Here is a 25989-nt window from a genome sequence, read left to right as displayed (position 1 = left end):
TAACTTCAGGGCTTAGGAAAGGTATTTTTCGTTGCACTTTGTCGGGACAACTCAAAGTGATACGTGTCAACAAATTCGGGGCGTGTAAGCACTTGGTAATCGCCATCCGTGGCGTTTCGCTCAGTCTAGGATCTCGCGACGGATCTTGTCCTGCTCTCGCAGCTCTTCGGCCAGCTCTCGCAACAGCGTCCTCATCCCACCTGTCCAGGCATTGCGCGATGAAGCGGCCTTACCCTCAGCGCTTCGCGGCCCGGTGCTTTGCTCCCAAGGTCGCCATTGCCGGATCAGCTCCGCCTGCCGTGCCCGTCGCTCGGGTGTCCAGCCGTTCGCCATGCTCAACCTCCAATAGTTCGTTCTGCGCTTTTTTGGTTTTCCGCGTGCGCGCGGGCTTCTCTTGAATACCGTTGTTGACCTGGACCTGATTGCCGATATTCGCCTGCTTCACGAAAGCAACCTGCTTGGGGGTTTTGAGTTCGCCCAGGGTCTGCAAGGTGGCCCGGGCCTGGTTCTGGGCCTTGAGTGCGAGACGCATGTAGGACTCCAGCCCGTCCATGTTTTTAGACGACAGTGCCCGACTCGCAAGATGCACGAATAGAGCATCCAGAGAGTGCGCTTGCGATACCAACATGTCTTCTGCTCGGGTCATGTCGCCGCGGTTGATTGCAGTCGTCTGCCGACCCAGTTCGAGGACAGCCTCGGGGAACGGCGTCTTGCCGAGCAGGTTACTGCTAACAAGCAATGCGGCGTTCACGCACTCCGGAGTCAGGTAATTGCGGGCATTGGCCTTTTCCTCATTCTCCTCAATGACAAACTCCACTGCTGGGGCATCGTTCATTTGCTCGCCTCCATCGGGGTGTTGTTATAACGCTGGCGCAGATCAAGGCCAGCCACGCAGTAACGACCGGTTGCCGCATAACAGTCAGGGCAACTCATCCAGTGGTTGTTGTACGCCGCAGCGGCCTCTCGCCATGCCTTTGACGCCGTAGCGGCGGTGTGGATGATGCGCTGCGGCTTAACTTCCTCCACGGCGTGGACCTCGACCGATTGCTCGACCCGCTGCGGCCGGTCGATCCACGCCGGGCTAGCGCGGATGATGTCGGCCACCAGCACGACGTCCGCATGAGCCAGCTCGACAAGGTCGTGCGACTCCAAATGCCCCTCTTCCAGCAGTACGGCTGGACGGGTGTCAAGCAGGCGTGCGAGACGGGAAAGCCAGGCACTCGACAGCATCGGATCATTGGCGGCGCTGAGTGCGGCGATGATCTCGATTTTATGCGCACTCAGTTCAGCCAGCAGTTCGGTGGGCGGCTGGCCCACCGCACGAAGTTGCAGTCCGCCATTGCAGTGGGTCATTGACACACCAGCATCGGCGGCGCGACGAATCAAGTCGGCAGCGATCAAAGCGTCATACTCCATTCGCTGGTGCCTTCTGCAAGCGTAGGCGGCGAATCTGGCGAATCTGGCGAATGTGCTTGAACTTGCTGGGCGCTGTCATGGCGAAAGAGCGGCGAATGGTGGCGAATTTCACCAGGCACGTTCACGCTGTGATCTTGCTCAGCCGTAGATTCGCCATCGTTCGCCATGAATTCGCCGACCACTACGTCTGCGTTGACGCTGGTTTTCGCCGGATTCGCCAAATTCGCCACTCCATCGGCGTGCTGGTGCGGATTGATCTCGAATGCTTGGTTATCGCCTTTTGGGAAAACCACCCACCCGGCTGTGATCAAGGTAAGCAGGGCACCACGAGCCTTGGCCACAGGGCGAAACTTGCGCGGCCCTACCTTAGTAATACCCGTCACAGTGCGCACAGTAGGCTGCATCTTCAGCCATTCGAGCAGTTCCAATGCTTCGCGGTTACCGTTGGACTCTGCCGCGTTTTGGCCGAGATAGCGCGACCACTCCTGCAGCGAATGCTCAACAATCTCGCAAGCGGCGATCATGGTCTGCTCGCTGATCTCCAGCTCCCCCTTGAAAAGCGCAAAGACAGCGGCGAGTCGACGGGCCAGCTCACCGCTGCGACTGGCAAACGGCTTAAGTGGCCCACCATACTCACCGATGCTCCCTTGCTCGGCCTCGACACGGTTGTAGAACACCATCCAAGCCAGTTCAGCCTCTTGCGTCAACTCGATGACAGGTGGTTTCACTGCACCATCTGGGTCGGTGAACGACTTCATCCGCGCGATTTCCTTGCAGCGACTCCAATAGATTTTCACTGCCGGTTCGCGGTAGGCGCTGGCCTTCATTTTTTCGATGGTCAACAAACGAGTACCCGCCAGTGAAGGTGCAGCGGCCATCAGGAAACGTGGAAGGAAACCTTGCCCTTGCAACAACGGATCGTTGAGCGCCGACCGTACCGTGACTTCCTGAGCCAACATGTGAATGCCGAAGCGGCGGTCGTAGGCAATGCCATTGCCAAACTCACCTACCCGATCACGCTCGACCCGGCCACTGTCGAACAGTTTGACCAGACCGCCGACAGTCGCAGGAACGGTGTCGGACTTCATGCTGTACCCGCCGAAAATGCGGCCACCCTCATCTGTCGTCCACATGGCTGAGGACATGCCATTGACAAAGTCACCGGCAATACGCTCATAGGTAGCATCGGCATACAGAGTGCGCGGATCGGACGGCAGCGCAACCTGCTCCTTGTACTCTTGCAACGCTTTACCGCTCTTGCCTACCTGCATATTGCGGTACTGGACCATTGTCGTGGTGTATTCATCACGATTGGTCCGCTCCGCCTCTTCGATAGGCTTGAAGGCAAGCCGGTAGCATTCGCTCTTGCGGTCCCCGGAGTCGGCCAGGGCCAACTGAAACAACGAGCAAGGCATCCCCTCAGGGATATGCATGTGTGGCGCGTTGATTCGCGTTTGTGCCAGATAGGCAGCGGCAGCGATGACGCACTGACCTGCCAGCACTACCGGCGCGTCAACGTATCGGACGATGGCATGCACGGCATCCCGCATGATCGGTGGCAGGCTGTCGCTCGGATAGGGCTTGGGCGGCGGCTCAGTGGGCAACTTGTCAGGCACGCGCCATTCGATAGTCGCCACTTTTACTTCGGTCATCAGCGGCGCGCTCATGCCCGGCCCTCGCGCCATACTGCCAAATCGTTGAAGTCGGACAAATGCAGCGGTGCATCCTCCGGCCAGGCCGGCAGCACATAACCACAGTCGAGCATCGTAGCCGCATTGATGCCAGCCACCTTGCCCGCGTTGGGCTTGCCCTCGGCCTCCTTGCTGCGGTCATCGTCGCCGCCAACGATCAATACAGCAGTGGGATAACGGCGCTTCAGCTCCAACCCAGCCGGCAACAAATTACTGGCGCTCATTGCAGCGGCAACCGGCTTGCCGGTCTGCTCGTGAAGCGTGGCGGCGGTAGCGATACCCTCGACGATGAACAGTTCGACGCCGGGCTCGACACGCCCGAACGGGCAGTAGCAGCCGGTGATCCGACCACCCGGAAGGAAACGCTTTTTGCCATCGGCCGCAATATGTTGAAGGTTCACAACTTCCCCGCGCCAGCAAATTGGAACCAGCAGCACGCTGCCGAACTGACGCAGATGGTGGGGTTTGATGCGCTTGCGGACCAGGTATGGATGATCGGGATCAGCCGGTCCGGCAAGCGCCCAGTCGCGACGCGCACGAGTGGCGGTCTGCTCCCACTTGGCCCGTCTTTCTACATCAGCCTGCTGCTGGCGTTGTTCACGCTGGCGGGCGATGCGCTGGCGCTCGATTTTCTCGGCGAGCAGGTCACGTTTGTGGTCGCCGTCGAACGGCAGCCCCAGTTGCCCGGCGATGATGCGAGCGGCATCGATCTGCCGGCAGCCGCGCAGATAGGCCAGCAACGACACAAGGTCGCCGCCTTTGTCGCCACTGGCGAAGTCGTGCCAGGTGCCGGTGTGCAAGTTGATGCTGAATGACCCGGGCTTACGGTCACCGCGCACCGGATTGATCGCCCAATACTCCTTGCCCTTGCGAGTGCCATCCGGCAGCCAGTCAGTCAGCAGATTGTAGATATAGACCAAGGCAGCATTGGCGATGCGCTGGATCTGAAGCTGGATCAGGTTGGGGGCAACTTTCTTCAGGCCGAACGCTGCCGGCCCGCGTGGATTCGCAGGTTGGTGGGTACCCATGGGTTACGCCTCCTGTTGGGTCAGGAAGGCTTCGACGGCCTCGACCGGCCAGCGAACCGAGCGACCGAAGCGAACGGCACGCGGGAAATCAGGCATCTGCGACCAGCGCCACCATGTCGTGCGGCTGACTTGGTAGCGAGTGCAGAGTTGTGCGGTGGTGCCGAAGGTGCCGGGAATCGGCAGATTGGGTGTTGCAATGGAGGGCGTAGAGCTGATGTTGCGTTGATGCATGATGAGCTTCCTGTTCGTACTGCATAGGATGCCCCTCAGGAACGAAGTAAAAGCCACCAGCGCCGCACGACAGGTCATAGGACCTACGCTGGTCCGGCAATACGAATTTTGGTTTGACGCAAAATTCAGGTGGCTTAAACTCCCTGGGTCTATAAGCACTGCTTGTAGATATTGAAGCCCAGTCAAAAGCTTCTTCCCTTGGGGTGTGTACTGGCTTGCCGGTATGCAGAAGGACGTTCGCGCGTCCCCCCAGATCAGCCCTCGGCATTCGCGTGCCGGGGGCTTTTCTTTGTCTGCATTCCAGCGGCGACTGCATTCCCAGCAACCCCCAGCCACAGCGTGCAGGGCGTTTCATCTGGGTCTGTACGTCTAGCCAGTGGCCGCATAGTAACGAGGCGTGCATAAGGCTTAAAGTCCATGCTCGCTCAGGTGAACTGGTTAAAAACAGTTTTGGTCGGTTTTCTTATCAAACCGTTCTGCTTTGCAGTGGTTGATTTCGCTCTCGACTGCTTATTTTCGCATAGAATTTCGTTACAACTTTTTACAACTTTCTCGTCGTCCTCGACAGCCGCACTACATTGTCGAACTGCGTCTCCCCAGTACCTTCGTGAGCGCGCGTTCGAACAATTCGATGGCGCGTTGTTTTTCCGGTAACGCCGCCTCAGGGTTATTCCGGTAGTGTAAATTCGCCACACCAGTCTGGCCGTGCGCTTGCAGAAGGTCGGACAGTTGATCGCTGATGCCGTATCGCTGCATCAGTTGGGCGCAGGTACGGCGCAAGTCGCGCGGTGAGAAGCTCGGTGTCTGCTTCCCGTCAATAACCGCGTGCTCTGACCTCAGCCAGTCGGCTATGGCATGGCGCGGGCTGCTGACGACGATGTGCTGCTTTCCGGTGGTGGTCCACGGCCAGGGGTGACAGCCGTTGATCTCCTTCACACGCTCCACAATGGCGACCGCTCGCTCAGTCAACGGGACCAAATGCGGCCTGCTCATGGTTTGACCTCCGCGACCCTTGCGGTGAATCAAGCGTACGGTACCGGCTTCCAGATCGTAGTCATCCCAGGTGGTCTGGCAGATGTTGAGTATGCGCTGCCCGCCTGTGGCAATGACGAACTTAAACAGTAGCGCCATGACCGGTCCGACGCCTTCGGTGGTTTCGACTGTTCCCCAGAACTTCCTCAGCTCGGCATCCGAAAGCGCTCGGGTAGCGGGGGCCGATACCTTCTCGACTGCAACCACGATGGCCGGGTTGTTCTCTAGGTTGTAGCTCTTGGCGCTCGATCTGCCGACCGCGTTCTCGGCCCGCAGACCATGATTGAATGCGGCTGACAAGAATGAACGCATCCGGTCGGCCTGTACCTTTGCATCGCGATCCCAGATCGGATTAAGAATGGCGAGAATGTGGTCGGGGCGAATGTCCCGCGCCTTCATCGCCATGATGCGGGGGTGAGGGGCCAGCATATTGGTCTGATACAACCGCTCCAGTTCCTTGACGACGCCGGCAGTGGCCCTCTCCCGGCGCGATTCGATGTAGTCGAGAAATAGCTCCCCAAAGGTGCCGCGAGACGCTTCGATTTCGGCTAAGTGCTGGCGCTCTCGGGCTCCCTCCTCCGCTTTTAGGCGTGTAGCCTCGACAGTGCGCTCATTTTCGATACGTGCCGCTTCGGCGTCCGCTTCCTGTTTTGCCAAGTACGCCTTCACGTCGCCGTGCGCTTTAGCTATCTGCGCCATTGCAGCGGCTTGATCGCGCAGTTCCGGCAAGGTAAAGCCGACTTCCCGAGCTGTACGTCGATACACGCCTAGCTTGATCAACACTTGCTTGCCAGCTAGGTGATAGCGGTAGTAGCAAACGGGCGAGCCCTCGTTTGCCCGCTTGAACACCAGTGCCCCCGTGCCACGTCCTGGCAGGCTTTCGACCAGAGGTGAGCAGCCGGGAGTCATGCCCCGCACTTTCTGGTCATTCACAGTCTTCGATGCGTTGCTCGCCATTAGTCGTCCTCGCCTTTGGTCACAGCTTTGGTCACAGCTTCTTGGATGACTTTAGACTACAACGTGCAACAAGACGAAACAACGAAATCAGGCAAATACCTTGAATACAAAGGATTTGTTTTGTTTTCGTTACCTAGTGAATCATGGAAAAACGCCGGGACAAGCCGCTTGTAATCAGTAGTTCACGGGTTCGACTCCTGGTGCCGGCACCATACAAAACGAAGCCCTCGTAGAAATACGAGGGCTTTGTTGTTTCTGGCGTGTTGATATCGTTGGCAATGCCTCGCCCTCTCTAGAAAGCAACTCCTCCCCGCCCCACTTCGACCGACTCGTCGCTCCTCTCTCTGCAAAATCTTGAAAGCGCCAACTTTTTCCCAAAAGTTCACATTTCAATCTTTATGCTAAATTATGAACTGGCAATAATTATGGCGTATCCATAAAAAGGGGTAATTGCATGAGCAGCATATTTCAGCGCCCTGAACTGCTGAATCAATGGCAAACCAACTTCTCAATCCAGGTGTACTCGACGAAGGTCTGCGTTCAGGTCTGTTTCTGTCTGGCCTTCGCCGTACAGGCAAAACGACCTTTCTGAGAAATGACCTCATCCCGGCCCTGGAAGAAGCGGGTGCTCTGGTCATCTACATCGACCTATGGAGCGACACGCTGGCCAACCCGGCAACGCTCGTGCACAACGCCATCTATAAAACCCTGAAAGATCTGCAAACGCCGGGCTCTTCTGTCTTGGAAATACTCAAGCGCGTCAGCAATGTTGATGTAGGCGCTGCGGGATTCAAATTCGGGTTCAAACTCGACAGCATTGGCAACGCTGACGGCCCGACACTGGCGCAAGCACTGACAGAGGTCGTCGATCAAGCGAAGACCGATTTGGTACTGATCATCGACGAAGTGCAGCACGCCATTTCGTCCGACGACGGCAATCAACTGCTCTTGGCACTCAAGGCCGCTCGCGATGCAATCAACCCCCGTCCGAATACATCGGGCTACTTCCTGTTTATCGGAACCGGCTCTCACAGAGCGCAAGTCAGCGAACTGACCGCCAAACGCAACCATGCGTTTTCCGGCGCCACGTCAGCCGCCTACCCGTTGCTGAAAGGTGATTACGTGGAGTTCCTGCTCAACCGACTCGCAATGACAGTGAAGAAGGAAAAGCTACCGTCTCTCGAAGTCGCCATCGAAGCGTTCAACACCTTGGGGAATCGACCTGAGGAAATGCTCAAGGCCCTACGTCAACTCTTGCAGCAGGAGGGTCAGCCCGACCTTTTTCTACCCGTAATCGCCAGCACCTTGCGCTCGGCGGCAGCGAGTATTGAGCTGGAAAAAGTCGAGCAACTGGGTAGCCTGGTTCAAGCCATTTTCAACAAAATCGCGTCTACGGAAGGCGATGCACGGGGGATTTTCTCCATCGACGCAGCGGCTGAGTATTCAAAGTCAGTGGGGCGAGAGGTGCGGGTTGAAGAGATTCAACCGGTGGTCATTGCGCTGGTAGCGGAGAACATCATCATGCGGCGCGGACATGGGATTTACGCGATTACGGATCAGTTTGTTCAAGAGATTTGGCTGGAAGAGCGGGCTTTGATTGAGGGGAGTTAGGGAGCAGGCTGATCATGAAGTGCCGAAATGCCCAAAAAGTGTCCACCCCTGAAAGGGCACTGTCAGCAGGCCTCTTCCACTCAACCCGTATCCCTGTTCCAACGACGGGCCCGCATCACCGCGATCTGTTCATCTGTGGCAAATTTACCTTGGTCAGCCTCTTCTACTGCCAGTTTGATGTGCGCAGTCACAGTCCTTTCGTGAGCTGTCTGATCAGATACGGACAGGTCCAGCAAAGTGCGGAGACTGTCCGAAAGACTCGATTAGAAGTTCTGTGAGGATTCGTATCTTCCGTGCAGGATGCTGACCTGGCGGGCGGACGACATATGCACCTGCCGGGGGTGGTGGATACCGAGTCATGATCGGCACAAGTGCCCCCGATGTCACATGTTCATAGGTGAGGCAATCTGGCAGGTACGCGATCCCGAGTCCCGCCGTTGCGGCAGAAACCAGAGCTGTGCCGTTGTCGGCCTTGAAGCGCCCCTGCGGACGAACCGTGATGATTTTTTCGCCATCCATGAATTGCCAGGCTTCAGTTCCCTGCATGAGGGCCTCATGTTCGACGAGTTCCTCCGGGGACTCAGGTGACCCATGCACCTTTACATAACCCGGACTCGCGACGAGCTTGCCATGAATCGGACCGATGCATCTTGCTATCAAGTTTGAGTCCTGAAGATAGCCAACTCGTATCGCACAATCGAAACCCTCGGCAATGAGATCAACGAAGCGATCGCTATAGCAGGTCTGAATATGTAGCTGGGGGTGGCGGCGCGCCATTTCCGCGAGCATGGGAGCGAAGTGAGTCGGGCCGAAAGAAAGCGGCACGGCAACTCGCAAACGGCCGCGAAGGGCACCGGCGGGCAGGATCGTTTCCCTGGCTACGTCAATCTCGGCGCAGACCCTGGCTGCATAGTCTCGGAACGTGGCCCCGGCTTCAGTGAGCGCTGCCCCGCGAGTGGTTCGTGAAAGCAGCTGGATGCCAAGTTCCGCTTCAAGCCTAGCGAGCCTGCGACTGACGATCGATTTGGATACTCCGAGCCGGAGCGCCGCAGGTGAAACTCCCCCAGCATCAGCAACTTCTACGAATGTGTGTAGCTCTTCGATATTCAAGTCAGCGTTCCCCATTTAGCAACACAGCTAGCGTCAGGATGGCACTACTGCACCGAGTATGGGAACAGCACAATCCTGCTTCCTGGCAACGTCGCCGCTGGCGCACGTCTCCCGGAAAACCCAACCCAGTAACAACATCAGTAAAAGCGCCGTCACGGCCGTGCCCATCCATCCGGGCATGCCTCGACCCTCCACACGCGTACATCACAACTGAGAATAGGATCTGCAAATGGCAAGCGAGATTATCCGCAACCCCCATACCGACCAACTCTTGTCGCCTGAGAATTCGATGCTCATCATCATCGACTATCAGCCGATCCAGGGTCTCCTCGATCCGCTCGATGTCCCGCGACGAGCTCGTTTTCAACATAACGAGCGTCGCCAAGGCGGCCATCAACTACAACCTTCCGATCATTCATTCGACGGTCAACGTCGGAACCGGTCGCAACAAGCCGCCGATTCGGGAGCTGCAGGACGTGATCGGTCATCTGCCAACCTATGACCGCACCTCGATTAACAGCTGGGAGGACACCGAATTCAAACAGGCAGTCAAAGCGATCGGCCGCCGGAAGCTCATTATGACCGCACTCTGGACCGAAGCCTGCCTGACTTTCCCTGTACTGGACGCGATCCAGGAAGGTTATGAGGTCTATGTGCCGGTCGACGCAGTCGGCGGTACTTCGCCCGCCGCGCATGAGGCGGCCCTACGCCGAATCGAGCAGGCGGGCGCGAAGCTCATCAGCCGTGTGCAGATGTACTGCGAGCTCCAGCGCGACTGGTCGCGCGAGTCGACTGTCGCCGGTTTCATGGGCGTGTTCGAAAACGCCGACGGCTTTAACGCCGAAAAGGCCGTTTAAGAAAGCGACCTGGGACGCTCAAGCAGTTAATACGTGAGGAAGGTGGGGCCCGCTAATACAGGCGCCACCTTCATAATTTGGTATGACGTGTATAGAGTTTGTTCTGGTGGGGAGCGAAGCCTGTCTAGCTGCCAATCGGCGCCTCGAGCATTGCTCTACAATCCGACACCGTGCTGACATCTAAAAAATCTCGAGTTCGATTCCACAATGTAGCTAGCTTCGTCTTCCAGGTTTTTAAGGGCTTTTTCCAGCCACTCAACCCGCATTCCTGCTCCAGCGCCGGGCGCGCATTGCCGCTACCTGATCATCGGAGGCGAATTTACCTTGATTTGCTTCCTCTGCCGTTCGATGGTGGCTGTACGCAGGGCGCCTTTGGGCGCACCGGCTTTGCTGTGTTCCCCGGTCCGCTAACCTGCGTGCAGCCGCCACCCTTTTGGTTTAGTAGCCGACGAGATTGGCGCCCAAGAGAAAACATAGTGATGCCTAAAGTAACCCCTGATCCCCCGGATGCAGACAATGCATCCGCCGAGCATCACGCCTCCTTCGCCGGGAATCTCGGTGAACCGTGCACTGGAGCACCTCGACCCCATTGGATAGAACGCTGCAACTAAAAAACCACAGAACAGCATCGGGATTATTTTCGACTCAGCAAAACAAAGCCCTCGTACGAGGGCTTTGTTGTTTCCGCAGTTTGGATAAACGAGATCTTAGTGACCCGCGCTCTGCCCACCATCCACATGCAGAATTTCACCAGTCACAAAGTTGGCGCTGTCCAGATACACAACCGCCTGCGCAATGTCGCTGATCTCGCCCATGTGCCCGACCGGGTGCAGCGCGCCCAGCGCCGCGTGGGTTTCTTCGCCGTGCATCGGCGTCTTGATGATGCCAGGGGAAACCGCGTTCACCCGAATCCCGCGCTTGGCGTATTCGATGGCTAGAGATTTGGTCGCCGCGTTCAAACCACCTTTGGTCAGCGAAGCCAGTACCGATGGCACGCCGTCGATCGCGTGGTCGACCAGGCTGGTGGTGATGTTGACGACGTGGCCGCTGCCTTGTTTCTCCATCTCTGTGATCGCGAGTTGGGTGATGTAGAAGAAGCCATTCAGGTTCACCGACAGCACGTTGGCGTAGTCTTCAGCGGTGTACTCGGTGAACGGTTTGGCAACGAAGATACCGGCGTTGTTGATCAGGGTATCGACGCGCCCAAAACGTGCGATGGCTTCACGGATGACTTGCTGAGCGACTTCCGGGTTGCCGATGTCGCCGGCCACGGTGAGGATGTCCGGATCGGTGGACGGTTTGATTGAACGCGAAGTGGCGACCACTTTGTAATCCAGATCACGGAATGCTTTAACCATGCCTGCGCCGAGACCTTGGGAGGCGCCAGTAATTACGATGACTTTTTTCGAATTGCTCATGATGAACCTCTACTCATAAATGATGGTTTAAAAAAGTGATTAATCAGGCTTCAGCAGGTGCCTTCGCCATTTGTCTTAACATCTGTTCGTAGTACTCGACCGATTGCGAACCGGACACCAGGTGACGCCCGTTGAGGATCATGGCCGGGACCGAGTTGATACCGCGCTGCTGATAAAACGCTTCAAGTTCGCGCACTTCCTCGGCAAATGCTCCGGATGCCAACACCTCTTGCGCCGCCGCTGCATCCAGTCCCGCCTCGGCCGCCAGTCGAACCAGCGTCTCGCGATCGCTCGGGTTCTGGCCGTCAGTGAAGTAACCGCGTAACAGGATCTTCTTCAGTGCGACCTGCCGTCCTTCCTGCAACGCCCACAACAGCAACCGGTGCGCATCAAATGTGTTGTAGAAGTGGCTGCGCTTTTCCAGGTCGAAGGTGAAACCGATGGCCTCGCCTCGAGCGATCTGCATGGCCTTGCCGGCGGCGACGTCTTCGGCGGTGCGCCCGTATTTGCGCATCAAGTGCTCGACGGCTTTCTCGCCTTCCGGCGGCATGTCCGGGTTCAGCTCGAACGGCTTGTAGGTCAGCTCCACCGAGACTTCACCTGCCACGTTCTCAATCGCCTGCTCTAGCGCCGTCGTGCCCAATGCACACCAAGGGCACACCACGTCGGAAATGAAATCGATGGAGACTGACGCATTCACGACTTGCTCTCCTTCTCAGCCAGTTGCTTGCGGTACTGGGTGGTGGTGATGCCGGCGTAGCCCCAGTTATCGGTGTCGACTTCTTCGATCACGATGTGGGTCAGGTGCGGGTCCTTTTTGAGGACGCGTTCCAGTGTTTCAGTGATTTCGGCGATCACCTGAGCTTTCTGCTCAGAGGTAACACCGTCGCGGGTGATGCGGACGCTTACGAAAGGCATGAGGAAGATCTCCAGTGACCTGCTCATCGAAATGATGGGTAGGTGTTGGAGCTCAATGTAGGCGTTTGGCTGGGGGGGATAAAGGTGGGGGCGGGAACATCATTAGTTACTTGGTGTAATGGGTTGCATCGCATTGAGAGAAAAAATAATTGCATCAAAAACGATCAATCCGGCAGTAGGACTCAGCTCCTTTTGATGTAGTCCATTTTGGGACGTGTCGCTTTTTTTCATTTTTTGCGACACGTCTTGGGAGCGTGTCGCCGCGGACGACACATTGGCGACACGCATAATCGGATAGCGTTTGGGCGACATGACTCCAGCAGTCAGTTAGCGTGGAAGTCGCTTTTCGTAGGAGCCGGCTTGCTGGCGATAGCGATCCCGAGGCCGTCATCGCCAGCAAGCCGGCTCCTACAGTTCGCGTTCCAATTCACAAACAGCTCGCCAATTCACAGACGAAAAAAAGCCCCGAACCCGTCGGGGCTTCATCTTCTCAGCCGTGAATCAGGCGTCGATACTCCAAACGATCATCAGAAAATGTTGATCGGGTAATCCACAAACACCCGTACTTCGTTGCCGCTCACGTTGTACTCACTCGATTTCTGCGAAACACGCAGGATCGAGCTGCGCAGTTTCACGCTCAGGTCTTTGGCCGGGCCGCTTTGTACGACGTATTTGAACTGGTTGAAGATTTCGCGTTCGGTACCGCCTTCGCTGGTGGAGGTGGTGATGTTGTCGCCGCGCACGTAAGCCACGTTGTAGCTCAGACCCGGAACGCCGAAAGTGCCGAAATCCAGACCGTAGCCCAACTGCCAGCTGCGTTCGTCTTCAGCGTTGAAGTCGGACCAGTAGGAGTTCGCCAGGTAGATGGTGTTGCCACCGTCGCCGACGCGACCTTGATCTTTCTGGTAGCCGCCGTAGGCGTAGCCCAGGTTGCTGTCGCCGGTGCTGCGCTGGTGAGCGAGGGTGAACGAGTGCGGGCCGGTGGCAAAGGTGGCGGCCAGGCTCCAGATCTTGTTGTCATCGCCGGTGGCACCGCTTTCGCGGACGTAGGAATCTTCCAGCTTGGTGCGGTAGCCGTTGAAGTCCAGGGTCAGGGACTGATCCTTGTCGATCGGGAACACGTAGTTAGCGTTCACGTATTGCTTCTTCAACACGTCTTCAACGTCGGACGCGTACACCGCAGCCTTGAACTGTTCGGTGAACTGGTAGCTGCCGCCCAATACGTTGATCGACTTCAGGCCACCGCTGTCACGACCTTCCGCACTTTTGCGCGATTCGGCGGTGAAGCGACCGGCGTTCAGTTCCAGGCCTTTGATCTCTTTCGAGGTGATCAAGGTGCCGGTGTAGCTTTCCGGCAGCAGGCGCCCGTTGTCGTAGCTCAACACCGGCAGGGCCGGCATTTGGTCACCGTAAGTCAGCGTGGTGCTGGAAAGGCGGAATTTGACTGCTGCGCCGCCCTTTGACAGGTCGTCAGCCGCGTTACCACTATCGCCCTTTTTGAAGAAATCGATACCTTGTGCGCCAGTGCGACCTTTACCGCCATCCAGACGCAGTGCGTACATGCCAAAAGCGTCTACACCCACACCGACGGTGCCTTGGGTGAAACCGGAGGAGAACGTGCCGAGTGCCGACTGGCCCCACTCTGCTTTGTCCGCTCGGCCATCTTTGTAATCACGATTGATGTAGGCATTGCGCAGCAACACTTTGAGGCTGCTGTCTTCAACAAAACCCTTGGATTCGGCCTGGTCGTTAGCCATGGCTTGTGTCGCGCTCAACATCCCCAGAGCGATCAGGCTGATTCGCTTGTTCAACATTTTTTTCTTTTCCTTGTTACGGATGGGTACGCGCTGTGTCGAACGGCTGAATTGGCGCTATCGCACTCTTTTTTCACCCGAAACAAAAAGGCCCGCCCACGACAATCGCGGCGGGCCTATTTATTATTTTGAGTCATGGCGGTTGGCCACAGGCGTTGGGCGAATCCTAGTCGCGCCCTGAACCCTGTGTCAATTTCATGAATCGTCTGTGAATAGGCAAATCGGTCGAATGACCGTGCCAGCATCTTGTAACAATATCGAAACAATTAGAAACAATCCTGCAGTAAGACTTCTCAGGAATAATTAACGCAAGCAAATAGTACGCATTATCATTCGCACCCTCGAATTCTTCCACCCTTTGGATGCGCTTCAGATGCCTGCCCCCTTCCGCCTTACGCCCGTCACCCTTGGGCTTTCTGCCTTTCTGTCTGCCGGTTTTACCTTCGCTTCAACTACGGTTCTACCCGAAACCTCCATCAGTGCCGAAGCGGAAGCAGAAGCGGATGATCCGCGCGTAAAACAAACCAGCACCGCGACCCGCACCAGCACACCGGTGCGCTACGTTCCCCAAGCGATCGACTCGATAAAAACCTCGAACGTCGTCGACTACGGCACCAACGATCTGGGCACGGCCCTGAGTGGTATTCCCAACGTCAGCAGCGGCGCCGATACCCGCTTCGACAGCCTGCGCATCCGTGGCTTTGACGCCAGTAACGATTTCTATCTGGACGGTATTCGCGACGACAGTCAGTACGTGCGCGACCTGCACAGCATCGAACGTATCGAAGTCCTCAAGGGCCCGGCGGCGGTGTTGTACGGGCGGGGCAGCCAGGGCGGGATCGTCAACCGGGTCAGCAAGTTGCCGGAATTCGGCCGCCGCTCTTCCATTGAAGCCCAAGGCGGCAGCAACGACTTGCGCAGCCTTTACGCCGACCTGAGCACCGATCCCAGCGAGAACATCAGCCTGCGTCTGAACATGGGCAACATGGATCAGAACAGCTTTCGTGATGGTGTCAGCGGCAATCGCCAGTTGTTTGCGCCGTCGATGAGCTGGCAACTGACACCCGACCTGAACTGGTTGGTGCAGTACGAATACAGCCGCTACAACCGTACGCCGGATCGCGGTATTCCCGGTGTCAACGGACGCCCGGCAGATGTAGGACGGGACACGACCTACGGCAGCGAGCACGATTTCATCGACGACAAGTCGCAATCGCTGCGCTCGAAACTCAGCTACGACATCAACGAAGACTGGCAACTGCGCCAGACGCTGGGGGTGTTCAAGCTCGACAGCGAATTCGACAACACCTACCTCACCGGCTACACACCGGCGACCAACCGAGTGACGCGTCAGCACTGGCAGCAGGATCTGACCACTCGCAACGTCTACAACAACATTGAGCTGGAAGGTGGTTTCGACACGTTCGGCCTTGAGCATCGCCTGCTGACCGGCGTCGAAATCGGCAGTCAGCGCCGTGATCCGAAGCTCTACACAGCGGCCACTACCGGGCCTGGCCGCCAGGCCGTGCCGTCGCTGGATCTGTATAACCCGGATCGGGATTTGCGCCACACCGGACGCATGCAAGTGTCCAGCGACAACCACACCGAAGTCGAAAGCCGTGCGGTATACGTGCAGGATCAACTGCGCCTGAACGATCAATGGCAATTGCTGGCCGGTCTGCGTTACGACACTTTCGACATTGAGTCGACCAACAAACTGCGCAATATTTCCGAAGACCGTGACAGCCACAGCACCAGTCCGCGTGTAGGACTGGTGTGGACGCCACTGCAGAATCACTCCTTCTACGCCTCCTGGACCAAGACCTTTTCGCCGGTCGGCGGTGGTTTGATCGGCATCACCCCAGGCGCGGCCGGCAATACCAACGACCTGAGCCCCGAACTGACCAAGCAGAAAGAAATCGGCGTGAAGAGCGACTGGCTCGACGATCGTCTGAGCACCACGCTGGCGATCTACGAACTGGAACTCTACAACCGTCGCACCAGCGATCCGCTCAACCCGACCGTGACATTGCTCAGTGGCCTGCAACGCTCCCGCGGGATCGAGCTGACCGGTACCGGCAAGATTGCCGGCAACTGGTACGTGCGCGGCGGCGTGGGTGTGCAAGACGCGACCGTCGAAAAGGACAACAACGGCTTTGAAGGCAAGCGCATCAGCAACGTGGCCAAGCACAACGGCAGCCTGTTCCTGACCTGGAAACCGGAAATGGGCTGGTACGCCGAAACCGGTCTGACCCTGGTGGGCGATCGTTATGCGGATAACCTCAACACCACTGTTCTGCCGGGTTATGGCCGTTGGGATGCACTGGCCGGATTCCGACAGAAGGATTGGGATTTGCGCACGGCGCTGAACAACATCAACGATAAAACGTATTACTCGTCGGCCACCAGCGCGGCGCAGATTCAACCGGGTGAGCCGCGCAGCCTGGTGGTGACTGGAACCTATAGCTTCTAAAAAGCAACGCAACAAACTGTGGGAGCGAGCTTGCTCGCGATAGCGGACTAACAGTCAACGTTGATGTTGGATGTGATGGACTCATCGCGAGCAAGCTCGCTCCCACAGGGTTTAGTGTTGATCAGAGCTCCGTATTCCCATACAAACTCTTCGCCCATAAAAAAAGCGCCACCTTCCCGGCAGCGCTTTTTATCAATCCGTTGTAGTTCTTTTTTATCCTTCCATCACATCCCTCAACGCATCCAGTTCCGCTTCGCTGAATAAACCAGCGGGGTAGCGCTCGATCATCATCCGGCGCGGATCAGGTTCTCTGATCTGACGCGTTCCATTGGACTTCAACCAGTGCGCCAGGATCTGGAGCGATTCATTGTTTACTGCCAGGGGATACAGTGCCCGCTCGCCCACCACGTTCATTTCGGCGTTCATTTCCGCGCTCTCTCCTGGTTCGTGAGCGGCTAACTTATCCAAGGTTTATGACAGAACATCGAAGTTCTCCCCTCCCTGTTTCACATCATGAGAGATACAAGAGCTGTGCCAATGTGTCGCAGCAGTCGACCAGCGGATACAAAAAAGCCCGCAGTCCTGATGGGCTGCGGGCTTCTTGCAAGGCGACAAGGGGAAACCTCTGCCTGACTGATTTCCTAACCGACTCAGGCTGTTACAACTCCACTCACTCCTTATGCGGTGCGGGTTGCTGTTGGGTAAGGCAGTGGATGTTACCGCCACCCAGTAACAGTTCGCGGCCCGGCACCATGACGACTTCGTGCTGCGGGAACAGGCTCTGCAAAATCTCTTTGGCCGGGCCGTCCAGCGGGTCGTCGAAACTCGGCGCGATAATCCCGCCGTTGACGATGAGGAAATTCACGTAGGAACCGGCCAGACGAACGGTCGGATTCCTTTCCTGAGTGCCGTCGACGGGGTCCACACCGGCGCACTCTTCTGCGGTCGCATACAGCGGCCCCGGAATCGGCATCTTGTGCACTGTGAATGGGCGACCCTTGGCGTCGGTGCTGCTTTCCAGCACTTTCATCGCCGCCTGACAGCGCGGGTAGTTCGGGTCTTGCGGGTCATCGGTCCAGGCCAGCAATACTTCACCCGGACGCACGTAGCAGCAGAAGTTATCCACATGGCCATCGGTTTCGTCGTTGAACAAACCGTCGGGCAGCCAGATGATTTTATCCACAGCCAGATGGGCGCTGAGCACCGCTTCGATTTCCGCTCGGTTCATGTGCGGGTTGCGATTGCGGTTGAGCAGGCATTCTTCGGTGGTAATCAGCGTGCCTTCACCATCAACGTGGATCGAACCGCCTTCGAGCACGAAGCCCTCGGTGCGATAACGCGGGCTGCGCTCGATCTCGAGGATCTTGCCGCCGACTTGCGAATCACGGTTCCACGGCGAATACAGGCCACCGTCAAAACCGCCCCACGAATTGAAATCCCAGTTCACACCGCGGACTTCGCCACTGTTATTGATAACGAACGTCGGCCCCGTGTCGCGGACCCAGGCGTCGTCACTGGACATCTCGACCACACGAATATTCGGCACATCGAGACGGGCGCGAGCGTTTTCGTATTGGCCGGCGGAAACCGCCACAGTCACTGGTTCGAAACGTGCGATGGCCTTGGCCACGGCCACGTGTGCGGCTTGCGCCGGTTTGCCGCCCAGGCGCCAGTTGTCCGGACGCTCCGGCCAGATCATCCAGGTCTGGGTTTGTGGCGCCCACTCGGCGGGCATGTAGAAGCCGTCGGCGCGCGGGGTGCTGTTTAAAGTGGTCATGCAGTCAGGACTCCAGGGAACCGTCGAGGGTTTTGAGCGCATTGTATAGGTTCGGGCGACGATCACGGAACGAGCCCCAAGCGCTGCGGATGTGTTCGAGTTCGTCGAGGTCGAAGCTCTGAACCAGCACGCCTTCTTCGGTCTTGTCGAGTTCCTGAACTTTCTCGCCGAACTGATTGGCGATGAACGACGAGCCGTAGAAGGTAATGTCGTAGCCGTCCTGCTCTTCATTGCCGATGCGATTACTGGCGATCAAGGGCATCAGGTTGGCGCCGGCATGGCCTTGTTGCACACGCTGCCAGTGGTCACGAGAGGAAATGGTCTTGTCGTGTGGCTCGCTGCCGATGGCGGTCGGGTAGAACAGAATTTCCGCACCCAGCAACGCCATACTGCGGGCGCATTCCGGGAACCACTGATCCCAGCAGATGCCCACGCCGATTTTTGCGTAACGGGTGTTCCACACTTTGAAGCCAGTGTCGCCCGGGTTGAAGTAGTACTTTTCGTGGTAGCCAGGGCCATCCGGGATGTGGCTTTTACGATAAATCCCGAGGTTGGAGCCGTCGGCATCGATGATCGCGATGCTGTTGAAACGCGCACGGCCGGCCAATTCGTAGAAGCTGATCGGCAGCACAACTTGCAGTTCCTTGGCGATTTTCTGGAAATGCTTGATGGCGACGTTGTCTTCAACCGTCGTGGCCAGTTGCAGGTAATCCGGATTTGGCTTCTGGCAGAAGTACGGCGCCTCGAACAGTTCCTGGATCAGGATGATCTGCGCGCCTTTGGCCGCAGCCTCGCGGACCAGCCTTTCAGCGGTTTCGAGGTTGGCTTCAAGGTCCCAGGAACAGGCCATCTGGGTGGCGGCGACAGTAACGATACGGCTCATGAATCATCTCCGGGCAAGTACTGTGGGTCGAGGGTGGCATCGACCGATGACAAGAAAGGGAAGCGCCGGGCGTAACGAAGCACGCCGTGGGCAACGGCGACTTTATAGCCGATAAAAATCGACTTTAGAAGCGATTAGTTATCCACCTGTCGAAAAAACGGCAACCTAAGCCGATAATAATCGGATTAAACACGATTAATTGTGGGAGCGGGCTTGCTCGCGAATGCGGTTAATCATTCAACGTAATTGTCGAATGACACGACGCCTTCGCGAGCAAGCCCGCTCCCACATTAGACCGTGTACACCAAGGAATACCGTTTACAAACCTTCGTCCAATACCTTCGCCAGCATGTCGACAAAGAAATCCACACTACGGCGCGAGGTCACCATCGGCGGCTTGATTTTGAGGACGTTCAGGAAATCACCGGTCGGCTGCATGAAGATCCCCAATTCCCGCAGGCGATCACACAACGCCGTAGTTTCTTCGGTCGCCGGCTCCAGTGTTTCGCGGTTGCGGACCAATTCGACGCCCAGGTAAAAACCGGAGCCGTGCACCGCGCCCACCAGCGGTTGACTGTCGATGAGCGCTTCCAGACGCTCCTTGAAATACCCGCCCACGATCTGGGCGTTTTCCCAGAGTTTTTCCTCTTCCATCACATCCAGAACGGCCATGCCGATCTGGCAACTGACCGGACTGCCACCCGCCGACGAGAAGAAATAACCTTCGGCCTCCAGCGCTTCGGCGATGTCGCGGCGGGTGATCACCGCGCCCAGTGGCTGGCCGTTACCCATGCCTTTGGCCATGGTGATGATGTCCGGCACCACGCCCTGCTCTTCGAAGCCCCAGAAGAGATTGCCCATACGCCCATAACCGACCTGCACTTCGTCGGCGATGCACACGCCACCCTGGGCGCGAACCAATCCGTAGACCTGTTTCAAATACCCCGGCGGCAGCGAGATGCCGCCGGCATTGCCGTATACCGGCTCGCAAATGAAACCGGCCAGTTTGCGGCCTTGTTCGGCGATTTTCGTCAGGTTGTGTTCGACGCTGCGCACATACTCCGGTGCACTGTCCGGACCACGGAACTCACCGCGATAAGTGTTGGGTGCCGTCACCGGATGCACCCAGTCCGGGCGGCTGCTCAAGGCCTTGGGGTTGTCGGCGATCGAAGTCGAGACCGCGTCCGCGCCCACCGTCCAGCCGTGATAGGCCTCCAGCACGCTGACGATATCGCGACCGCCGCTGTAGGCCCACGCCAGGCGGATCGCCAGGTCGTTGGCCTCGCTGCCGCTGTTGACCAGGAATACCCGGTCCATGCCCTCCGGCGACAACTTCAGCAAACGCTCGGAAAACTCGGCGACCGCCGCATAGTTGAACCGCGAGTTGGTATTGAGCAGCGACCACTGACGACTGGCCACCGCGGCCATGCGCGGATGACCGTGACCGAGCACCGCGACGTTGTTGAGCATGTCGAGGTAGGAACGGCCCTGCATATCGATCAGGTGATTGCGCCAGCCGCGCTCGATGCGTGGCGGGTCGACGTAATAGTGCTTCTGGGTTCGGGCGAAACTGGCGTCGCGGCGCGCCAGCAAGGTCTGCGAATCAAGCTCCGCTTCAGCATCGCAAGCCAGCCCCAGCAGCGCCGCCGGCGACGGACACAACGCTTGCCAGGCCGCCGCACGAGACGGCGTGCAAAACAACGGCGCGTCGAACGAAGCGCCTCGACTCAGCTGCACCCGCAATGGCCCGCTGACCGCACCCAACACCTGACCTTTGACCAGCGCCGCTCCCACGTGCAGCGAAGGCGTCACGCCCCACAGCCGCACGCTCAACTGTGGGCCGTCCAGTTGCAATACACCCGGCGCCGGTTGATGGACCATCCCGGCAAATGGCGATTCCACTGCTGTGCCGTGGGGCACTCGCAACTCGACATGCAGCGGGCAAGTGTCCGGTTCGTCGGCACTGTCGGGACGGGTGCGGGACAAACGGTATTGTCCGTAACGGCTGGCAGCCAGGCCGTGCGCGGCAGCCCCTTCGCTCAACAGCCGCTGATCGATCCCCTCCTGCTCCCAATTACCGGCCTCGAAATGCGGGCTGAGGACGCCCAGATCGATCAAGGCGAATTCACGCCCGACCAGGCTCGGCAGCAGCGGCGCGAAGCCTTCGCTGCCGATGCCTGGCAGGCTCTGACCGACAGAGGTGAGGATTGCCGCTTCCATCAACGCCAGTGGCACCGAGGTGGCAACGCGGAAAATCTCCCATTCGTGGGTCAGGTTGTCGCGACTGTATTGGTTACCCGGATCGATGCTCACCTGCTGTTCGCCGCTCAGCACCAGCACCGCTGCCCGCGCGAGGATCAGCGGCCACAGCGCCAGCAGTTCTTCGTGTTGCAACGGATTGACCGCGTGATAGGCCTGAACCGCCGGCAAAATAAAGAACGGATCTCCGCCGGCATGGTGCAGCAGCGCCGCACAGGTAACGGACAGGTCGGTGATGCGCCAGGTACGGACCAGGTCGCCGAAATCGATCACACCCTGCAGTTGCCACTGGCGTTGTGAATCCCGCTGCCAGACCACATTGTCATCGGTGATGTCCATATGAATGGCCTGCACCGGCAATTTGTCCACCAGCGGCTGCAAATGCCGCTCGGCCTGTTCGGCCACTTGCGCGATCAACATTCGCTGCGCGTCATCTTCAATGACCGGCAGCAAATGCGCGATCAACGCATTGGCGTGGCGGGCGTCCCACTGAAGGGTGCGTTCGAGACCCGCATGGTTGAAATCCGCCAGCGCCTGGTCCATTTCACCGCAGAGCCGGCCGAAACCGACCACCACTGGACCGGGCAGATGATCCAGGTGCGTAAGCGACTGGCCCTCGATGTATTCGAGCAGGCGCACATGCACCGCTTGTCCGGCGACTTCAAGCGACAGCAGATCGGCGCCGTTTTGCGCCGCAATCACTCGCGGCACCGGCACGCCGGAGTGCTCGGCCAGATGCTTGAGTCCAGCATGCTGGGCTTGCAGCTCCAGCGCCGAATAGTCGCCCCGGCAGATTTTCAGGACGAAACGCCCCTGCGTGCTGTCGACGCGGTAGTTGAGATCCTGCTGGCTGCCAAGGGCCTGCAACTGTCCGCTCAGCCCGTAATGCCCTTCGAGCAGATCGAGCGCTTGCGCCGCAGACACTTGCGGGCTGGGCAAACTGGCGCGATGAATCAACGTGGCGAGCGGCATACAACGACCCCTGAAATGTTATTAGGCGCCTATATCGCCACCGCGTCGGTCGATAATCAACCCCCTGTTCATGCGTCAAAATCCAAATAGCCGTCACACGCCTATTGCACCGCCCCGCTCCTGCCGACAAGCTATGCTCATTTGCTTCAATCGTCTTACAGATAAAGGCTGGCCAACATGCGTATTCTCATCACCGGCGGCGCCGGTTTCATTGGCTCTGCCTTGGTTCGCCACCTGATTCGGAACACCGAACATGAAGTGCTCAACCTGGACAAACTGACCTACGCCGGCAATCTCGAATCGCTGACCAGCATCGCCAACGACACGCGCTACGAATTCGTGCAGGCCGATATCGTCGATCAGGCCGCCGTCAGCGCCGTGCTGGCACGTTTCCAGCCCCACGCGATCATGCACCTGGCGGCCGAGTCCCATGTCGACCGCTCCATCGACGGTCCGTCGGATTTCATTCAAACCAATATTGTCGGCACCTACAGCTTGCTGGAGGCGACCCGCGCCTACTGGCAATCTCTGGCCGAGCCGGAAAAAAGCGCCTTCCGTTTTCATCACATTTCCACGGACGAGGTTTACGGCGACCTGCATGGCGTCGATGACCTGTTCACGGAAACGACCCCTTACGCACCAAGCTCACCGTATTCCGCGAGCAAGGCGGCCTCCGACCACCTGGTCCGCGCGTGGCAGCGCACCTACGGCCTGCCGGTATTGCTGACCAACTGCTCGAACAATTACGGGCCGTTCCACTTCCCCGAAAAACTGATCCCGCTGGTGATTCTCAACGCCCTGGCCGGCAAACCGCTGCCTGTTTACGGTAACGGCTTGCAGGTTCGCGACTGGCTGTTCGTCGAAGATCACGCCCGCGCGCTGTTCAAAGTGGTCACCGAAGGAGTTGTCGGCGAGACCTACAACATCGGCGGTCATAATGAGCAGAAGAACATTGACGTGGTCCGTGGCATTTGTGCCTTGCTTGAAGAACTGGCGCCGCACAAACCCGAGGGCGTTGCGCATTTCGCCGACCTGATCACTTTTGTCCAGGATCGCCCCGGTCATGACCTGCGCTATGCGATCGATGCCAGCAAGATTGAACGTGAACTCGGCTGGGTGCCCGTAGAAACCTTCGAGACCGGCCTGCGCAAAACCGTCCAGTGGTATCTGGAAAACCTGGAGTGGTGCCGCCGTGTCCAGGACGGCAGCTATCAGGGTGAACGACTGGGCGCCCTCAATACCGCGGAGCTGATCGCATGATGAAAGGAATTGTTTTGGCCGGGGGGTCGGGCACGCGTCTGCACCCGATCACGCTGGGCGTGTCCAAACAACTGTTGCCGATCTACGACAAACCGATGATCTACTACCCGATCTCGGTACTGATGCTGGCCGGCATCAAGGAAATCCTGGTGATCTCCACCCCGCAGGACCTGCCGCAGTACCGCAACCTGCTGGGTGACGGCAGTCAGTTCGGGGTGAATTTCAGCTACGCCGAACAGCCTTCGCCGGATGGGCTGGCCCAGGCCTTTCTGATTGGTGAAGAGTTCATTGGTGATGATCCGGTGTGCCTGATCCTCGGCGACAACATCTTCCACGGTCAGCACTTTGGCGACCAATTGAAGAACGCCGTGAAGCGCGCTTCCGGCGCCACGGTATTCGGCTATTGGGTCAAAGACCCGGAGCGCTTCGGCGTGATTGATTTCGACAGCGAAGGCCGCGCACTGTCCATCGAAGAAAAGCCGAAAGTACCGAAATCCAGCTATGCCGTGACCGGCCTGTATTTCTACGACAACGATGTGATCGACATCGCCAAGGCCGTGAAGCCGTCGCCACGCGGCGAACTGGAGATCACCGACGTCAACAATGCCTATCTAAAGCGCGGCGATCTGCAGGTCGAGCGTTTCGGTCGCGGTTTCGCCTGGCTGGATACCGGCACCCACGACAGCCTGCTTGAAGCGTCCCAGTACGTGCAGACCATCGAGCATCGCCAAGGACTGAAAGTGGCCTGCCTCGAAGAAATCGCTTACGAAAATGGCTGGATCGACCGCGAGCATTTGCTCGAGCGCGCCCAGTATTTTGGCAAGACCGGTTATGGCCAGTACCTGTTCAAACTCGCCGGTGAAAAACGATGAATGTGATTGAAACCGCATTGCCTGGCGTGTTGATCCTTGAACCCAAGGTCTTCGGCGATGAACGCGGCTTTTTCTACGAAAGCTTCAACGCAAAAGCATTCGAAGCGGCAACCGGCCTGAACAGGCAGTTCGTCCAGGACAACCATTCCCGCTCCCAGAAAGGCGTGCTGCGCGGCCTGCACTTCCAGCTGGAAAACACTCAGGGGAAACTGGTGCGGGTTACGGCGGGTGAAGTGCTTGATGTCGCGGTGGATGTTCGTCGCAGCTCGCCGCATTTTGGTCAGTGGGTGGCCGTGCGTTTATCCGCGGAAAACCGTCACCAACTCTGGGTGCCGGAAGGTTTTGCCCATGGGTTTGTCGTCTTGAGCGAATTCGCCGAATTTCTCTACAAGACCACGGACTATTACAACCCGTCCGCCGAACGTTGCATCCGTTGGGACGATCCGACGCTCGGCATCGATTGGCAACTGGATGAAGCACCCCAGCTTTCGGCCAAAGACAAACTAGGCAAAACCTTGCAAGAGATCGATCTGTTTCCATGAGAATTCTTATCAGCGGTCAACATGGACAGGTTTCAAGTGAGTTGCAAAAACGCCTGGGCGCGCTCGGCGAGTTGGTGGTTCCAGGCCGCGATCAGCTTGACCTGGCTCAACCGGAGCAGATTCGCCGACAAGTGCGGCGCGTTCGTCCCGATCTGATCATCAACGCCGCGGCCTATACAGCGGTCGACAAAGCTGAAGGCGATGCGGCAGCAGCCTTCGCCGTCAACGCTGAGGCCCCGGGCATCCTTGCTGAAGAAGCTGCGGCGCTTGGTATCCCGCTGATCCACTACTCCACCGATTACGTGTTCGACGGCAGCAAAAGTGAGCCTTACAACGAAGCCGACGCACCTAACCCGCTGGGCGTCTACGGCCAAAGCAAACTGGCCGGCGAACAAGCCATCAAGGCGGTACAGGGCCAGCATCTGATTTTGCGGACCAGTTGGGTTTACTCGACCCATGGCCACAATTTCCTGCTGACCATGCAACGTCTGCTGCAAGAAAAACCGGAGCTGCGCATCGTCGCCGACCAGATCGGAGCGCCCACCTGGGCCGGCACCATCGCCAACAGCACCCTCGCCCTGATCGAACGCTGGCAGGCCGGTAAGCCCTGCGCCTGGGGCACCTATCACCTGACCGCGCAGGGTGAAACCTCGTGGTTCGGTTTCGCCCAGGCCATCGGCGAAGCGCTGCGGGAACAGGGCAAGCCTTGCGCAAACCTGCTGCCGATCACCACCAGCGACTACCCGACAGCCGCCGCCCGACCACTGAACTCGCGTCTGGATTGCAGCCGCCTGCACCGCGAATGGGGCGTCAGTCAGCCTGACTGGCAAACCGCACTGCGCGAGTGTCTTGCCGGACAAGCCTAGGC

Annotated in this window: 20 protein-coding genes and 4 pseudogenes; 7 read left to right on the top strand and 17 right to left on the bottom strand. The window is 58.0% G+C overall.

Going from position 1 to position 25989, the window contains the following annotated elements:
* Window positions 1-235: 235 nt before the first annotated feature.
* The 6 genes from ACYZT9_RS02175 to ACYZT9_RS02150 form a co-directional block, all read right to left on the bottom strand.
* Window positions 236-835: a hypothetical protein gene (locus ACYZT9_RS02175; RefSeq protein ID WP_462008361.1), complete on the bottom strand. Its 600-nt coding sequence runs from the start codon at window positions 833-835 to the stop codon at window positions 236-238.
* Window positions 832-1416 carry a hypothetical protein gene (locus tag ACYZT9_RS02170; protein WP_462008360.1) on the bottom strand — a complete coding sequence of 195 codons (585 nt, stop codon included), beginning with the start codon at window positions 1414-1416 and terminating at the stop codon, window positions 832-834. Before ACYZT9_RS02170 ends, ACYZT9_RS02175 begins: the two co-directional genes overlap by 4 nt.
* Window positions 1398-3083, bottom strand: coding sequence for a DUF3987 domain-containing protein (locus ACYZT9_RS02165; RefSeq protein ID WP_462008359.1), 1686 nt, complete (start codon window positions 3081-3083; stop codon window positions 1398-1400). Before ACYZT9_RS02165 ends, ACYZT9_RS02170 begins: the two co-directional genes overlap by 19 nt.
* The gene (locus ACYZT9_RS02160) at window positions 3080-4135 is read right to left on the bottom strand and encodes a toprim domain-containing protein (RefSeq protein ID WP_462008358.1); all 1056 of its coding nucleotides are present in this window, start codon (window positions 4133-4135) and stop codon (window positions 3080-3082) included. The genes ACYZT9_RS02165 and ACYZT9_RS02160 overlap by 4 nt, the downstream gene beginning before the upstream one ends.
* A 3-nt stretch (window positions 4136-4138) precedes the next feature.
* Window positions 4139-4366, bottom strand: coding sequence for a helix-turn-helix transcriptional regulator (locus ACYZT9_RS02155; RefSeq protein ID WP_462008357.1), 228 nt, complete (start codon window positions 4364-4366; stop codon window positions 4139-4141).
* Between the two features lie 573 nt (window positions 4367-4939).
* Window positions 4940-6355 (bottom strand): tyrosine-type recombinase/integrase, encoded by a 1416-nt coding sequence (locus ACYZT9_RS02150; protein ID WP_462008356.1) that lies wholly within the window; start codon window positions 6353-6355, stop codon window positions 4940-4942.
* Between the two features lie 454 nt (window positions 6356-6809).
* On the opposite strand from ACYZT9_RS02150, the pseudogene ACYZT9_RS02145 reads away from it, so the two are divergent.
* Window positions 6810-7966 (top strand): annotated as a pseudogene (locus ACYZT9_RS02145) (AAA family ATPase).
* Window positions 7967-8046: 80 nt separating this feature from the next.
* Here ACYZT9_RS02145 and ACYZT9_RS02140 read toward each other — a convergent pair.
* Both ACYZT9_RS02140 and ACYZT9_RS02135 read right to left on the bottom strand, forming a co-directional pair.
* Window positions 8047-8181: pseudogene (locus ACYZT9_RS02140) on the bottom strand (CopG family transcriptional regulator); the annotation flags it as partial.
* Entirely contained in the window at window positions 8180-9076 is an 897-nt protein-coding gene (locus tag ACYZT9_RS02135; protein WP_462008355.1) for a LysR family transcriptional regulator, read from the bottom strand. The pseudogene ACYZT9_RS02140 and the gene ACYZT9_RS02135, both read right to left, overlap by 2 nt.
* Window positions 9077-9305: 229 nt before the next feature.
* On the opposite strand from ACYZT9_RS02135, the pseudogene ACYZT9_RS02130 reads away from it, so the two are divergent.
* Window positions 9306-9933, top strand: a pseudogene (locus ACYZT9_RS02130) (hydrolase).
* A gap of 255 nt (window positions 9934-10188) precedes the next feature.
* Here ACYZT9_RS02130 and ACYZT9_RS02125 read toward each other — a convergent pair.
* The 5 genes and pseudogenes from ACYZT9_RS02125 to ACYZT9_RS02105 all read right to left on the bottom strand — a co-directional run.
* Window positions 10189-10275 (bottom strand): annotated as a pseudogene (locus ACYZT9_RS02125) (CopG family transcriptional regulator); the annotation flags it as partial.
* A gap of 365 nt (window positions 10276-10640) precedes the next feature.
* Window positions 10641-11351 carry an SDR family NAD(P)-dependent oxidoreductase gene (locus ACYZT9_RS02120; RefSeq protein ID WP_462008354.1) on the bottom strand — a complete coding sequence of 237 codons (711 nt, stop codon included), beginning with the start codon at window positions 11349-11351 and terminating at the stop codon, window positions 10641-10643.
* Between the two features lie 43 nt (window positions 11352-11394).
* Complete coding sequence (locus ACYZT9_RS02115; RefSeq protein ID WP_462008353.1) at window positions 11395-12051, bottom strand: DsbA family oxidoreductase; 657 nt, start codon at window positions 12049-12051, stop codon at window positions 11395-11397.
* Window positions 12048-12269, bottom strand: coding sequence for a tautomerase family protein (locus ACYZT9_RS02110; RefSeq protein WP_192226794.1), 222 nt, complete (start codon window positions 12267-12269; stop codon window positions 12048-12050). The genes ACYZT9_RS02115 and ACYZT9_RS02110 overlap by 4 nt, the downstream gene beginning before the upstream one ends.
* 527 nt (window positions 12270-12796) lie before the next feature.
* The gene (locus tag ACYZT9_RS02105) at window positions 12797-14083 is read right to left on the bottom strand and encodes an OprD family porin (RefSeq protein ID WP_462008352.1); all 1287 of its coding nucleotides are present in this window, start codon (window positions 14081-14083) and stop codon (window positions 12797-12799) included.
* Window positions 14084-14456: 373 nt separating this feature from the next.
* Between ACYZT9_RS02105 and ACYZT9_RS02100 the strand changes: the two genes are divergently transcribed.
* Window positions 14457-16556, top strand: a complete 2100-nt coding sequence (locus ACYZT9_RS02100) for a TonB-dependent receptor (protein ID WP_462008351.1) — start codon at window positions 14457-14459, stop codon at window positions 16554-16556.
* Between the two features lie 213 nt (window positions 16557-16769).
* On the opposite strand, the gene ACYZT9_RS02095 is transcribed toward ACYZT9_RS02100, so the two are convergent.
* The 4 genes from ACYZT9_RS02095 to ACYZT9_RS02080 form a co-directional block, all read right to left on the bottom strand.
* Window positions 16770-16982, bottom strand: a complete 213-nt coding sequence (locus tag ACYZT9_RS02095; protein WP_462008350.1) for a hypothetical protein — start codon at window positions 16980-16982, stop codon at window positions 16770-16772.
* Between the two features lie 244 nt (window positions 16983-17226).
* Window positions 17227-18333, bottom strand: coding sequence for an agmatine deiminase (gene aguA / locus ACYZT9_RS02090; RefSeq protein ID WP_462008349.1), 1107 nt, complete (start codon window positions 18331-18333; stop codon window positions 17227-17229).
* 4 nt (window positions 18334-18337) lie between these two features.
* The gene (gene aguB / locus ACYZT9_RS02085) at window positions 18338-19216 is read right to left on the bottom strand and encodes an N-carbamoylputrescine amidase (RefSeq protein WP_462008348.1); all 879 of its coding nucleotides are present in this window, start codon (window positions 19214-19216) and stop codon (window positions 18338-18340) included.
* Between the two features lie 318 nt (window positions 19217-19534).
* The gene (locus tag ACYZT9_RS02080) at window positions 19535-22447 is read right to left on the bottom strand and encodes an aminotransferase (protein WP_462008347.1); all 2913 of its coding nucleotides are present in this window, start codon (window positions 22445-22447) and stop codon (window positions 19535-19537) included.
* Window positions 22448-22624: 177 nt separating this feature from the next.
* On the opposite strand from ACYZT9_RS02080, the gene rfbB reads away from it, so the two are divergent.
* From rfbB to rfbD, 4 genes are read left to right on the top strand one after another with little or no spacing between them, the layout of a single operon-like run.
* Window positions 22625-23707 carry a dTDP-glucose 4,6-dehydratase gene (rfbB, locus tag ACYZT9_RS02075; RefSeq protein ID WP_462008346.1) on the top strand — a complete coding sequence of 361 codons (1083 nt, stop codon included), beginning with the start codon at window positions 22625-22627 and terminating at the stop codon, window positions 23705-23707.
* Window positions 23704-24579 (top strand): glucose-1-phosphate thymidylyltransferase RfbA, encoded by an 876-nt coding sequence (gene rfbA, locus ACYZT9_RS02070; protein ID WP_462008345.1) that lies wholly within the window; start codon window positions 23704-23706, stop codon window positions 24577-24579. Before rfbB ends, rfbA begins: the two co-directional genes overlap by 4 nt.
* A complete protein-coding gene (gene rfbC, locus ACYZT9_RS02065) occupies window positions 24576-25121 on the top strand; it encodes a dTDP-4-dehydrorhamnose 3,5-epimerase (RefSeq protein ID WP_462008344.1) in 546 nt (181 codons plus the stop codon). The genes rfbA and rfbC overlap by 4 nt, the downstream gene beginning before the upstream one ends.
* Window positions 25118-25987, top strand: a complete 870-nt coding sequence (rfbD, locus tag ACYZT9_RS02060; protein WP_462008343.1) for a dTDP-4-dehydrorhamnose reductase — start codon at window positions 25118-25120, stop codon at window positions 25985-25987. Before rfbC ends, rfbD begins: the two co-directional genes overlap by 4 nt.
* Window positions 25988-25989: the final 2 nt, after the last annotated feature.

It is taken from the genome of Pseudomonas sp. ZT5P21, from assembly GCF_054897785.1.
The sequence above is the reverse complement of the archived record's forward strand: the minus strand, read 5'-3'. Positions and strand labels throughout refer to the sequence as shown.